14 protein-coding genes are annotated in these 12655 nt (G+C 35.9%); 6 read left to right on the forward strand and 8 right to left on the reverse strand.

Translation table 11 applies throughout. From position 1 onward, the window contains the following. Positions 1-8: 8 nt before the first annotated feature. A complete protein-coding gene (locus ACTJJ9_RS19490; protein ID WP_145583467.1) occupies positions 9-911 on the forward strand; it encodes an alpha/beta hydrolase in 903 nt (300 codons plus the stop codon). A gap of 71 nt (positions 912-982) precedes the next feature. Here ACTJJ9_RS19490 and ACTJJ9_RS19495 read toward each other — a convergent pair whose 3' ends face one another. From ACTJJ9_RS19495 to ACTJJ9_RS19520, 6 genes are all read right to left on the reverse strand, one after another. Continuing rightward, complete coding sequence (locus tag ACTJJ9_RS19495) at positions 983-1225, reverse strand: DUF2552 family protein (protein ID WP_095302948.1); 243 nt, start codon at positions 1223-1225, stop codon at positions 983-985. Positions 1226-1235: 10 nt separating this feature from the next. After that, positions 1236-1559 (reverse strand): iron-sulfur cluster biosynthesis family protein, encoded by a 324-nt coding sequence (locus tag ACTJJ9_RS19500; protein ID WP_145583469.1) that lies wholly within the window; start codon positions 1557-1559, stop codon positions 1236-1238. Between the two features lie 135 nt (positions 1560-1694). Beyond that, entirely contained in the window at positions 1695-2027 is a 333-nt protein-coding gene (locus tag ACTJJ9_RS19505; RefSeq protein ID WP_095302946.1) for a YolD-like family protein, read from the reverse strand. Between the two features lie 18 nt (positions 2028-2045). Continuing rightward, a complete protein-coding gene (locus ACTJJ9_RS19510) occupies positions 2046-2705 on the reverse strand; it encodes a GDSL-type esterase/lipase family protein (RefSeq protein WP_186324262.1) in 660 nt (219 codons plus the stop codon). Between the two features lie 91 nt (positions 2706-2796). Then, positions 2797-4059, reverse strand: a complete 1263-nt coding sequence (locus tag ACTJJ9_RS19515; protein ID WP_095302944.1) for a Y-family DNA polymerase — start codon at positions 4057-4059, stop codon at positions 2797-2799. 343 nt (positions 4060-4402) lie between these two features. Continuing rightward, on the reverse strand, positions 4403-5197 hold the full coding sequence (locus ACTJJ9_RS19520) for an SDR family NAD(P)-dependent oxidoreductase (protein ID WP_095302943.1): 795 nt from the start codon (positions 5195-5197) through the stop codon (positions 4403-4405). A gap of 347 nt (positions 5198-5544) precedes the next feature. On the opposite strand from ACTJJ9_RS19520, the gene proC reads away from it, so the two are divergent. After that, positions 5545-6381, forward strand: a complete 837-nt coding sequence (gene proC, locus ACTJJ9_RS19525) for a pyrroline-5-carboxylate reductase (protein WP_095302942.1) — start codon at positions 5545-5547, stop codon at positions 6379-6381. Between the two features lie 174 nt (positions 6382-6555). On the opposite strand, the gene ACTJJ9_RS19530 is transcribed toward proC, so the two are convergent. Beyond that, positions 6556-7020: a hypothetical protein gene (locus tag ACTJJ9_RS19530; protein WP_145583473.1), complete on the reverse strand. Its 465-nt coding sequence runs from the start codon at positions 7018-7020 to the stop codon at positions 6556-6558. Between the two features lie 317 nt (positions 7021-7337). Here ACTJJ9_RS19530 and ACTJJ9_RS19535 point away from each other — a divergent pair, with 317 nt between their 5' ends. From ACTJJ9_RS19535 to namA, 3 genes are all read left to right on the forward strand, one after another. After that, complete coding sequence (locus tag ACTJJ9_RS19535) at positions 7338-8180, forward strand: SPFH domain-containing protein (protein ID WP_095302941.1); 843 nt, start codon at positions 7338-7340, stop codon at positions 8178-8180. Between the two features lie 11 nt (positions 8181-8191). Beyond that, positions 8192-8356 carry an Arc family DNA-binding protein gene (locus tag ACTJJ9_RS19540; RefSeq protein WP_095302940.1) on the forward strand — a complete coding sequence of 55 codons (165 nt, stop codon included), beginning with the start codon at positions 8192-8194 and terminating at the stop codon, positions 8354-8356. 159 nt (positions 8357-8515) lie between these two features. Beyond that, the gene (gene namA, locus ACTJJ9_RS19545; protein WP_095302939.1) at positions 8516-9535 is read left to right on the forward strand and encodes an NADPH dehydrogenase NamA; all 1020 of its coding nucleotides are present in this window, start codon (positions 8516-8518) and stop codon (positions 9533-9535) included. 43 nt (positions 9536-9578) lie between these two features. On the opposite strand, the gene rnz is transcribed toward namA, so the two are convergent. After that, on the reverse strand, positions 9579-10511 hold the full coding sequence (gene rnz / locus ACTJJ9_RS19550) for a ribonuclease Z (RefSeq protein ID WP_095302938.1): 933 nt from the start codon (positions 10509-10511) through the stop codon (positions 9579-9581). A 531-nt stretch (positions 10512-11042) separates the two neighbouring features. Between rnz and zwf the strand changes: the two genes are divergently transcribed. Continuing rightward, entirely contained in the window at positions 11043-12518 is a 1476-nt protein-coding gene (gene zwf / locus ACTJJ9_RS19555) for a glucose-6-phosphate dehydrogenase (protein ID WP_095302960.1), read from the forward strand. Positions 12519-12655: the final 137 nt, after the last annotated feature.

The following is a 12655-nucleotide window of genomic DNA, read 5'->3' on the forward strand; positions in this document are numbered from 1 at the left end:
CTACCCTTATGAAAAAATTACTTATCGGCTTATTTATTGTCCTCTCTTACATATTTATTGTTGGCTTTTTCTTTACAAACCGGATGATGTATATTAAAAAGAAGACTGATGAAGAAATTATTAAGCGTGAAACAACGCTCGGTTTTTATAATCAAAATGATTATGACGCATTGGAAAAGAAATTTTTTACAATCCCTTCCTCTTTTGGCTATTCGATAAAAGGTACCCTTGTTGCCCCCTATGAGACGAATCGATATATCATCATTTGTCATGGTGTTACGGTCAATCGTCTAAATTCTGTTAAATATATGAATTTGTTTTTAGAGAAGGGCTGGAATGTTGTTATTTATGACCACCGAAGACATGGTGAAAGTGGTGGAAAAACTACTAGCTATGGTCATTATGAAAAATTTGATTTACAAGCTGTTGTTCATTGGTTAAAAAAAGAAGTAGGAGATTCAATCATATTAGGTATTCATGGTGAGTCCATGGGTGCTGTAACTACATTGCTTTATGCTGGAATGGTTGAGGATGGGGCAGATTTCTATATTGCTGATTGTCCTTTTTCTGAGCTTGAGGCACAACTTTCATATAGGCTTAAAGTCGAATTTAAGCTCCCTAGTGTGCTTGTTATGCCGATTGCCAAGCCATTTGTTCAATTGCGTGATCGCTATTCGATAAAAGGGGTCTCTCCTCTTAAAGCTGTCTCTAATATTAGAAACCCTGTTCTATTTATCCATAGTAAAGACGATGATTACATTCCAGCTGAAATGTCAAAACAACTTTTTCAGCAAAAGAAAGGACCAAAGAAATTGTTTATCGCTGAAAAGGGCTCGCATGCTATGTCCTATGCAGAAAACCGCAAAAAATATTCCGATGTCATTGATGAGTTTTTTGCCGATATTTTATAGAATGAAACAAGACAAGCTAGCTTCAGGATCCTTATGCTAGCTTGTCTTGCCATAATTGTGAATCCTTCTTTTTACCCTAATACATCAGATATTTGCTTCATATGTATTTCCATCCATTCAATGGCATCATCAATTGTTGCAAATTCCTGTACTTCAAATGTCATTTCATCTTGTAGCAACCATACATCCTTTGTCTCATCATGGGCTCCTCCAATTGACCAATGAAGGAGACTATATGGATGATTATTATTTAAAAATGAGACCCACGTGCGATTTAAGGCTACATTTTTGATAGATTTTAATCGATCCTTCATTGCTTTCCCCTCACTTTATTAATAAACTCATACGTGCATTTAATATTTGTGAAGGACTTTTTAACATATAACAATTTGCTGTTTCATTAAAAGAGATTGTTAGCTTATCATCTAAAAATACCATTTTCGTTTTTTCAACATATACTGGCATTCCATTTGTTTCGATCCTTATGTCATCTTCTTCAGGCTTTTTTACTAGCCATAGTGCTGTGACACCGCACATAACACACCCGCAATCTTCTGTATCATATTTTAATTTCAACATTCTATTTTTATTTTCTGTAAATTTTGGTTCGATTTGTGCTATTGCTTCTTTTGTAAAGGTTACTTCCATACTAATCTCCTTCTCTCTATTTACATGCATCTATTTTAACATATGTTATACATCGTTCTCATCTTTTCGTGACTCGCTTTATAATTTTCAGAAATCTGAAAGGAAAGAAGGATGAGTACTAAAAGTTCCATCCTTCTACTTCAGTTTAATGTCTATAATAGCTTGAATTGGTAATTGAAGATACTCTTTATTGCTCTCATCAACAATTCGTAACATATGTGTAAGAGGATCAATGTAATGAACAAACCCTGTGCAAGTATGATGATAATGGTCTTTATAGTACGTAAAAACGAGTTCGTTATGTCCCTCCATCGCTATACATATCAGCTCATTAAACTGTTCAAGCTGTTGTTCATCAAGCTCAGGCTTTTCTTGATAGCTATCCGTTTCAGACCAATCCCTTAATAGTTTTACATGCTCAGGTAGCATCATCGACGTCCATTTTATATTTCCTCTGTCCCGTATCATTTCTTCACCGGCTTTCCCTTACATTGTTTCATAAAACTCCTTCGGATACCCCCGTTGAATAATTGCTTCAGCTATTTCTTGATAACCTGCATTATTCGGATGAATCCCATCTCTTCTAGATAAAAGATCTGATTGTCTACCGTCAAATGTTGAATAAATATTTACAATTTGAATCGTTGAACCATTATCAAAACGGTTTAACTTTTGATTAATGATTTGCACCCATTTGTCCGCAAGTGGAATCTGCGGTAATGGGTTATAAAGATTAAGTAAATAAACCCTATAAGGAACACCACAATCTTTTTTTAATTGTTGAATAATGCTCATGATTTCAGATAGGTTTTGGACACATCCCTTTACTGATTCAGTGATTTCAGCAACTTCACCTGTTTCAATAAATTCCTCACTTGCTTCGATTAAATCATTTCCTCCTGCAGAAATCGTGATAATATTTGCTCCCCTTATTTTTTCATGCAACCATTTATTCTGAACGATTTTTAATACTTCACCAGTTTCAATTCCTGATTTTGCATAAATCGTAGTAAACACGTGCTTATCTAGCTTTTCCTCTGTTATCTGTTTATAACGTCCTACAAAGCCTGGTGCTAAAAATGATGCACCTACCCCGACAGTTAAAGAATCTCCTAATGCCAAATATGTTAAATATGCTCTCCTCACTTGATGTATCCCCCTAAAGAATAAAGTCTCAATAGATTATTCTTTTAGGTATAAAACGGGAACAAGGACATGTAATGTAAACTGTGCATCATTACGCTTTATGACCACCCACCAGCTTCGCCCGATGCTTAGCTGTCCCAGCTGGTGTATAGGATACTGCACGTAATATTGCATCTGAACCATATTTATGGCGGATCGAATCCATCACATAACCAAGGGTTCGCTGTTTCGTACGATTTGGTCGAAATAAATCCAGCTGCATTTCAGAATCATCTTCAATATTTGATAATGTAACAGCAATTTGTCGAACCGTTTTATGAACATAAAATTTATTAAATAATTGCAAACATGTTTCATACAAATCCATTGTAATGTTTGTTGGTTGCTCTATCGTTTTCGAGCGATGAAAACCCCCGCCAAATTCTTCATGGCTATAGCCTATACTTAAGCTCACGGTCCTTCCAACCTTTTTATGCTGACGTGCTCTACGGGCAACTTCTTCACAAATTTCCAACATCACATGCTTGACTTCTTCCGGATTAGGATAATCTCGAAGTAATATTTGACTTTTCCCGAAGCTAATTTGTCCTTGCATAATTGGTGCACCAATTTCTGATAGGTCAACACCCCATGCATGATAATAAAGCTGATTTCCCATCACACCAAATTTTTTTTCAAGAAGTTCAAGTGGATAATGTGCTAACTGTCCAACATTAAAAATCCCCATGCGGTTTAATGTTTTTTCAACTCTTGAACCAATTCCCCACATTTTACTCAACGGTTCGATTTTCCACAGTTTTTCTTTTACATCATCATACGTCCACTCTGCCACACCTGTTTTTTTAGCATCAATGTCTAAACATACTTTAGCCATAAGCATATTCGGTCCAATGCCAATTGCACTAGGAAGCTGAAATTCACGCTCCATATCGTCCCTAATTTTGGCGGCAATTGTTTGTGCATCACCCCATATATGCTCTACACTATCTACTTCAATAAAGCTTTCGTCAACACTGTAGGTATGAATAGCCTCCTTCGGTACATAGCGATGAAATAATTTCGTTATCTCTGTCGACATTCGAATATATGTCCCCATCTTCGGGTTTACGATTTGAATACGTGGATCATTCGGGACTTGAAACAATCTTGCTCCCGTTTTAATACCAAATTCCTTTTTCACCTGTGGAGAAGCTGCTAACACAATACTTCCTTGTCGCTCTGTATCCCCTACGACAACCAAATAGCATGTTAATGGGTCTAAACCATGCAAAACAGCTGCACAGCTTGCATAAAAGCTTTTCATATCAACACATAAAACTTTACGTTTTGGCAATTGATCATAATGTTCAATCATAGCCAACTCCCCCAATAAGAATATATGTTCGTATTTATTATATTCATATCTTAAGGGAATATACGTTCGTTTTCAATGGAAGTTTCCACCACTAACAAAAGCGGAAGCATCTGTTTAAGGAGAAAAACACTTGTAAATGAGGAAAAACATATATACGAAATATAACGAAATGATTTGAACGGAATGGAGGAGAATTTCAATCATTTACTCGGAAAAATAAAAGCGGAGAAATGAGCAAACAGAGTGGTATGAGGTTGTTTTAGGATGTTGTCTATTTTTTATTTAACGAATCTAGACTAGAGGAAAAGAATCACACTCTTTTCCCCAAGGTTGAACCAATTCACTATTTTTTCATAAAAGCTTTCCCCGCCAATCGTTCGACTACACCTGGCATAAGCTGATAAACCGTACTTCCTGCGTTCATCCAGCCTGGTAAATTAATCTCACGTTTAGGAGAAAGCATGGCATGAACGATTTTCCTTGCTACTTTATTAGGATCAAGCATCCATCTTTCAACATTTTTCACATAATTTCCATCTTTATCGGCAATCGAGAAAAAATCCGTTTTAATTGGCCCCGGATTGACGGAAGTAACAAAGATATTATGAGCTTTCACTTCAAAGCGTAAGCTGTTTGTAAAACCTAAAACCGCATGTTTAGAGGCGGCGTATAGACTCGATTTAGGAGTTGCGAGCTTTCCTGCTTGAGAAGCAATATTAATAATGTGACCTTTTCTCCGTTTTAGCATGGAAGGTAAGACCATTTTTGTAGTAGCTACTACTCCGTAAACATTCACTTCAAACATATTTTTCATTTCTTCTAAACTAGCATCAATAACATGATTAAAAATTCCAAAACCAGCATTATTCACAAGAATATCGATTGGTCCTATCTCAGTTTCAATCTTTGTAAATACCTGTTTTATTGAGGCAAAATCTTGAACATCTAAGACGTAAAAATGACTTGAAACACCGTATTCTGTTTTTATTTTTTCAGAGAGCTTCACTAATAACTCTTCTCTCCTAGCAAGCAAAATAACATGTGCCCCTTGCCTTGCACATTCAAGCGCAATTTTTTCTCCGATTCCGCTAGATGCACCTGTAATAACTACATTACACCCTTGAATCCTTGTATTCATTTAAGCACCTCACCTACTGATAAGTCTTGATATTTACAATTTGAATGATAGATGAAAGGAAGTCAAGCCTTTCAAGTAACCCTCCTACTAAAGCACTCTCAAAAATACTTGACAAGGATGCGAAAATCGCTGCATAATGATTAAAAATTCAGGCACTTATGTCAATATACATAATAGGGCTTTGAAAATAAAAGACAAGAAAACAGGAAATTCCCAGTAGGCTTTTAGGAAACAGAAGTAGCTAGGGAAGGGATCACTTCACAAAAGGTTGGAATCGCGGAGCCATTCCGTTCTTTTAATAAGGGCAGAATGGCTTTATTTATGCCTATAAAAGGAGGAATTATCATATGACGAAAATTGGATTTATCGGTGCAGGTTCAATGGCTGAAGCAATGATAGCAGGATTAATAAATGGCGGGGTTTATAAGCCAAATCAAGTGATCGTTGCAAACCGTACGAATACAACTCGCTTGGAAGAGCTTGCTACAAAATACGATATTATAACAACACATGATAAAAAGAAATTAGTATCAGAGGCGTCAATTATTGTGTTAGCAATGAAGCCTAAGGATGTAAAATCGGGGATCGATGGAATTCAAGAGTTCATAACAAACCAACTAATCGTTTCAGTGTTAGCGGGAATATCCATTCAAACCATTACAAATATCCTTGGGAAAGAGGCTTCGATTATCCGTGCTATGCCAAATACGTCCGCTACAATAGCAAAATCAGCAACTGCAATTGCTGCAAGTGAACATGTGTCAATGGCGCAAATAAAAAAATGTCAATCATTGTTTGAAGCAATCGGCATATGTAAACTAGTTGAAGAGCATCAGCTTGATGCAGTAACTGGTGTATCTGGAAGTGGCCCAGCTTATGTTTATCTTCTCGTTGAAGCAATGGAAAAGGCAGCTGTTGAAGTTGGGCTAGATGCACATGTTGCAAGAGAATTAATCATCCAAACATTGCTTGGCTCTGCCGAAATGATTGAAAGTACAAAAAAGCTTCCATCACAATTACGAAAAGAAGTAACAAGTCCAAATGGTACAACTGAGGCTGGGATATCCATCCTTCAGGAACATGGATTTGAAGATGCTGTAATCGCTTGTATAAAACGTGCTACTGAACGATCTATTGAATTAAAAACGATGTTTTCAGAAGTACTGTCTACTACAGAAAACTAAACGAATTGATTTAAGCGGTATTAGCCTATGAAATATAGAGCTAATACCGCTTATTCGTTTTCACATATATTGCTAAGCTCTAAAAAACAAATGTTATATTGTTAACCTGTCTCTAAGAGGCATATATCATCGTTCACTATCTTAATAAAGGACCCGGTTTCATAATAAATCAACTTACTCAATAACAACATTCCCTACATATTGAGCACTGCCCGCAGAATTAATAAATTCAACCTCCAAAACATAATTCCCCTTTTTTGTTGGGAAATGAAATTCTCTTGAGTCATCCAATGCAAGTTCAGTTCGTTTGTCATCTTTTAATAGGGCAACTGTTATTTTGGGGTCAGTCCAAATATCTCCACCATTTTCTTCATTCTCTTTAAAATCTAAAAACACTTTTTGGTCTGGCAAAACCTTTATTTCATTCAGTGATGATGCATATTTTTCAACATCTTTTATTGTTTCCTGTACATCTTCACTTGCTGTATTCCAACTGATATTTGCTTCCGACAATTGAACAGATGACATATCGAAATTTAAATGAGCAGTTGGAACTCCTACATCATAATCTTCACCAAAACACCCTGTTAGTGTAAAAGCAAAGAACAGTACTATAAATAAATGAAAGTATACTTTCATCCCCACACCTCAACGGCTTAGTTTTTTTCAAAACCTAATAATAAAAATAATATTAACATAAACTTTCCAAAAAAGTTTAGTTAAATCCAAGGAACTAGTAATATTTTTACCAATTCCTAGTTGTTGTAAGAGCTCCCCCAATAATGTCTTTAGTGATAATCAGATTATAAAAGATTCAAAAGATGGTTAAAGCATTGGTATAACGAAAATATGAAATGCTTACAACATTTCTCCCCTTCACGATACAAACATTTACATTTTTATACAAAAGTGATATCATAATAATATAATTTAAATATTACTTTGGGGGAGTTAAAATGAAGGAAAATAAAGTTTTTCAATTGAATGGTTTTATTGGAGTATTAGCTATCCTGCTATTTTTAGCGTTAAGTGTTTTTATGCTAATAAACGAAACGATTGGCTTAGCAATACCATTGTTAATTATTACAGTATTTTTAGCTAGCGGTATGACGATTGTGCAGCCAAATAAAGCAGTTGTTGTTACATTTTTCGGTAGATATTTGGGAACAATTCGTGAAAATGGATTATTTTTGACTGTACCGTTAACAGTTCGTCGAAATGTTTCCCTTCGTGTACGTAACTTTAATAGCAAAAAACTAAAGGTTAATGATGTTGACGGAAATCCAATTGAAATAGCTGCTGTGATTGTTTTTAAAGTTGTTGATTCAGCAAAAGCTGTGTTTGATGTTGATAATTATGAAGAATTTGTTGAAATTCAAAGCGAAACAGCGATTCGCCATGTTGCAACAAAATATCCATATGACACATTTGAAAACGTTGAGCTAACCTTAAGAGGAAATGCAGAAGAAGTTTCCAACGAATTAGCAAGAGAGCTACAGGAACGATTAGATGTTGCTGGGGTGAAAGTTATCGAAGCAAGACTCACTCATCTAGCGTACTCTACAGAAATTGCCCAAGCAATGCTACAGCGCCAACAGGCTACAGCAATCATTTCTGCAAGACAAAAAATTGTTGAAGGGGCAGTTGGAATGGCACAAATGGCAATTAAGCAATTAGAACAAGACGGGACAATCGAATTAGATGAAGAGCGCAAAATGCAAATGGTCAATAATTTACTAGTCGCAATCGTTTCTGAAAAATCAACCCAGCCTGTCATCAATACAGGCACATTATATTAAGAGTGAATGCAATGCCTAAGAAAAAAAGCTTTCCCTTACGAATGGATCCAGAATTATACGAAGTCATACAAAAATGGGCTGCAGATGATTTTAGGAGTGTTAATAGCCATATTGAGTTTTTGCTTCGCGAGGCTGCTAAAAAGGCCGGACGTATGTCAAAGAAACGAGAATCATAAAATGGAAACTGCCCTACTAATGAACAAAACTCATTGGTGGGGCAGTTTTACTATTTCTTGAACTTTAATTACTAGCTTTAACAAAACAGAACACATGACGTCCAATAACTGGAATTGTTATAATTCACCTATACAATTTTTATTAATGGAGGAGATTAGATGCAAACAAAGCTTTTTCAGCCGTATAAAATAAAAAACGTGACGCTCAAAAATCGTATTGTTATGTCCCCTATGTGTATGTATTCTTCAACAGGTCAGCAAGGATATGTCGAGGACTTTCATATGACACATTACATAAGTAGAGCGATTGGCCAAGTTGGATTAATTATGGTTGAAGCAACTGCGGTGACTAAAGAAGGAAGAATTTCTGCTAATGATTTAGGAATTTGGAGCGATGATCATATCCCACAGCTTCAAAAGCTAGTTAGCGGAATGAAGCATTATGGATCTGTGACAGCTATCCAACTTGCACATGCAGGACGCAAAGCAACTATAGATGGCAATATTTTAGCACCCTCTGCAATACCTTTTGACGATCAATCTAAAACACCGAGTGAAATGACAAAAGAACAAATTCAAGAGACAATTCAAGCTTTTAAACTTGGTGCACGTAGAGCAAAGGAAGCTGGGTTTGATATTATTGAAATCCATGCAGCACACGGATATTTAATAAATGAATTTTTATCACCTTTATCAAATATACGTGATGATGAATATGGTGGTTCTGCAGAAAACCGCTACCGTTTTTTAAGCGAGGTTCTCAGATCAGTAAAAGAAGTATGGGATGGTCCATTATTTGTACGTATTTCAGCTACTGATTATCATGAGGATGGATTAACTGTTGAAGATTATGTTCCATACGCTAAACAAATGAAAGAACAAGGTGTAGATTTAATTGATGTTAGTTCAGGTGCTGTTGTACCGGCGAGAATCAATGTTTATCCCGGCTATCAAGTCGGTTTTGCTGAGAAAATAAAAAACCAAGCTAATATTGCTACAGGAGCTGTAGGATTGATTACACATGGCTTACAAGCAGAGGAAATTCTACAAAATAATCGTGCAGACCTTATTTTTATTGCGAGAGAGCTTTTACGAGACCCTTATTGGCCAAGGACTGCTGCCTCACAGCTTAACACAAAGCTTGAAGCCCCAGAGCAATATGTCCGCGGCTGGTCTTAACAAGAGAATAAAGAAAAGGTGGTTGACTCTCCAACCACCTTTTTTATCCTCGTTTTTTAGGAAGCTCGACCTCCATAAAGTCTTGGGCTAACGTAGTTGCAGGAAAAAATGCTTGTGCCTCTTTTTCCAAATTATCTAAATCAACATCTGTTTGATAGCGCGAGCTAATATGTGTAAGGATGAGACGCTTCACGTTAGCTAGCCTCGCTATTTTAGCAGCTTGAGTTGTAGTTGAATGAAAATACTCAAAAGCAAGTTTTTCGTCACCATCAGCAAAGGTTGCTTCATGAATAAGTAAATCTGCATCAATAGAAAGCTCTATGCTATTTTCTGTATAACGTGTATCACCAAGTATTGTAACAATTCTACCTTTCTGAGAAGGTCCTAAAAAGTCCCGGCCGTCTAAGACAGTACCATTTTCTAATTTAACCTTCTCTCCATTTTTTAGTTTTTGATAAATTGGTCCAGGTTTTATCGCTAACTCCTTTAATTTATCGACTTGTAAAGCTCCCGGTAAATCCTTTTCAATAATACGATATCCAAATGTAGCAATACCATGATCGAGTTTTTTTGCGACGACCTTAAATTGCTCATCCTCGAAAATAGTCCCTTCTGTTGTTTCAACGAATTGTAATGGATAGGATAAATGAGACTGACTAATCGAAAGGGAAGTTCGGACAAATTCCTCCACACCCTTAGGTCCATAAATGGTGACTAAATCAGTTCCTCCTTGAAAAGATCGACTACTAATAAAACCAGGTAAACCATATATATGATCACCATGTAAGTGGGTTAGGAAAATTTTTTCTATTTTTCGGGGCTTTATCGATGTATGTAAAATTTGATGCTGTGTTGCCTCACCACAATCAAATAGCCAAATAGACTGTCTTTCCTCCAATAATTGCAAAGCAATACTCGTTACATTCCGAGCTTTAGCAGGCATTCCTGCACCTGTACCAAGAAACATTAATTTCACTTGATTTCCTCCTTACCATCACTTATAAGAATACACGAAAGAACATTTTCGCGAAACTTGAAACTTAGTACTTGACCAAACTAGCGATTCCTGTCTAAAATAGACTGAATAATAAAAAGATTTTAACAAGTATCTTTTTTCCTCGCCAGTTTTTATTTTTTAAATGACGTATCGGAAACAAAAAACTAGCAGTTTAGCGTAATTGCCAAACAGCCTAACAAATTTCGATAAACTGCCAGTGACTGTACCGAATTACAAAGAGGAATTTCGCTTCGAGTGTAAACGATATTAACTCAAAAATTATTCTCACAATAATTATTTCGCTTATCGTTTATACTAGTACAAGAATCTATTTGTTTGATTTATAAAACATTTAGATATAAAATTAGATACTTGTAAGGATATTTTACACTCAGTGGAAAAAATTGATTGCCCTTATAACTTTAATCTACTTTTTAAGGTATCGTTTTCATATCATTTTTTTACACTGATGCTAAATAAATTGTATGTATAAAGTGAGGTACGAACGTGATTACACAAGAACATCCAAAATCAGTTATCGTTATTTTTGGAGCAACTGGAGACTTAGCTAAGAGAAAGTTGTTTCCTTCTATCTATCGCTTAGTTCAAAATGAAAAAATCGGCAAGGAATTTGCAGTTGTCGGTGTTGGAAGAAGACCTTGGACAAACGATGAATTTCGAAATAATGTATCCGATTCTATTCAATCTTCTTTGAAAGAATCAAAAGATTTAAATGATTTTACATCACATTTTTATTATCATCCATTTGATGTAACAAATCCTTCTTCTTACTTAGAGTTAAATGATTTATTAGGTCAATTAGATGGTACATACCAAACTGAAGGAAACAGAATCTTCTATCTTGCAATGGCGCCAGAATTTTTCGGTACAATTGCCCAAAATCTTAAAAAGCAAGGATTAACTGAAACAAATGGTTGGAGTCGATTAGTGATCGAAAAGCCGTTTGGTCATGACTTACCTTCAGCAGAACAGTTAAACCAAGAAATCCGTGAAGCATTTAACGAAAATCAAATTTATCGAATTGACCATTATCTTGGTAAAGAAATGGTCCAAAATATTGAGGTTATTCGCTTTGCAAACGCAATGTTCGAGCCATTATGGAATAACCGCTACATTTCAAATATTCAAGTTACATCTAGTGAAGTGTTAGGTGTTGAAGATCGTGGCCGTTATTATGAAAATTCAGGTGCTCTCCGCGATATGGTTCAAAACCACCTGTTACAAATGGTAGCATTGCTTGCAATGGAACCGCCAATCAAATTAACAACTGATGAAATACGAAGTGAAAAGGTGAAAGTTTTCCGTGCACTTCGCTCAATAAGTGAAGATGAAGTGAAAAATTATTTTGTACGCGGTCAATATACAAGTGGAAAACTTGGTGATAAGGAACTAATTGGTTATCGTGAAGAAAATAATGTAGATAATGAATCACAAACTGAAACATTTGTTGCTGGAAAACTTTTAATTGACAACTTCAGATGGGCTGGCGTTCCGTTCTATATTAGAACCGGTAAACGAATGGCTGCAAAATCAACAAAAATTGTCGTTCAATTTAAAGATATCCCAATGAACCTATATTATAAAAAAGGTGAAACAGTCCCACCTAACCTACTAGTTATTAATATTCAACCTGACGAAGGGATAACATTGCAATTAAACGTTAAAAAGGATGGAGATGCTGGGGATTCTATGCCAGTTAAACTAGACCTAACAAATGATTTCTTAGATGGCATTAACACTCCTGAAGCCTATGAAAAGCTGCTTTACGATTGCATGCGTGGAGATGCTACAAACTTCACTCATTGGGATGAAGTGGCATTATCTTGGAGCTTCGTTGATCCAATTTCTGAAGCATGGAAAAAAGGGAAAGCTGAACTTGCAACTTATCCAGCAGGTTCAATGGGACCTAAAGAGGCTGATGAAATGCTTGAAAAGGACGGAAATCAATGGTGGCCAGTTAACTAACCATCTAGTCATATTTTCAATCGAGTAGGAGGGAGTGACTAACCCCCGACCTCTCACACCACCGTACATACCGTTCGGTATACGGCGGTTCTATTAAGATTGACGTAAAATTTCATAACGATTATATAGACTTCTCA

Source organism: Metabacillus sp. 22489 (assembly GCF_052044855.1).
Taxonomy (GTDB): domain Bacteria; phylum Bacillota; class Bacilli; order Bacillales; family Bacillaceae; genus Metabacillus; species Metabacillus niabensis.

What these genes read in the sequence shown, in the direction of transcription:
- ACTJJ9_RS19490 (WP_145583467.1), top strand. Translation starts at nt 9, where the DNA reads ATGAAAAAATTACTTATCGGCTTATTTATTGTCCTCTCTTACATATTT.
- ACTJJ9_RS19495 (WP_095302948.1), bottom strand. Translation starts at nt 1,225, where the DNA reads ATGAAGGATCGATTAAAATCTATCAAAAATGTAGCCTTAAATCGCACG.
- ACTJJ9_RS19500 (WP_145583469.1), bottom strand. Translation starts at nt 1,559, where the DNA reads ATGGAAGTAACCTTTACAAAAGAAGCAATAGCACAAATCGAACCAAAA.
- ACTJJ9_RS19505 (WP_095302946.1), bottom strand. Translation starts at nt 2,027, where the DNA reads ATGATACGGGACAGAGGAAATATAAAATGGACGTCGATGATGCTACCT.
- ACTJJ9_RS19515 (WP_095302944.1), bottom strand. Translation starts at nt 4,059, where the DNA reads ATGATTGAACATTATGATCAATTGCCAAAACGTAAAGTTTTATGTGTT.
- ACTJJ9_RS19520 (WP_095302943.1), bottom strand. Translation starts at nt 5,197, where the DNA reads ATGAATACAAGGATTCAAGGGTGTAATGTAGTTATTACAGGTGCATCT.
- proC (WP_095302942.1), top strand. Translation starts at nt 5,545, where the DNA reads ATGACGAAAATTGGATTTATCGGTGCAGGTTCAATGGCTGAAGCAATG.
- ACTJJ9_RS19530 (WP_145583473.1), bottom strand. Translation starts at nt 7,020, where the DNA reads ATGAAAGTATACTTTCATTTATTTATAGTACTGTTCTTTGCTTTTACA.
- ACTJJ9_RS19535 (WP_095302941.1), top strand. Translation starts at nt 7,338, where the DNA reads ATGAAGGAAAATAAAGTTTTTCAATTGAATGGTTTTATTGGAGTATTA.
- ACTJJ9_RS19540 (WP_095302940.1), top strand. Translation starts at nt 8,192, where the DNA reads ATGCCTAAGAAAAAAAGCTTTCCCTTACGAATGGATCCAGAATTATAC.
- namA (WP_095302939.1), top strand. Translation starts at nt 8,516, where the DNA reads ATGCAAACAAAGCTTTTTCAGCCGTATAAAATAAAAAACGTGACGCTC.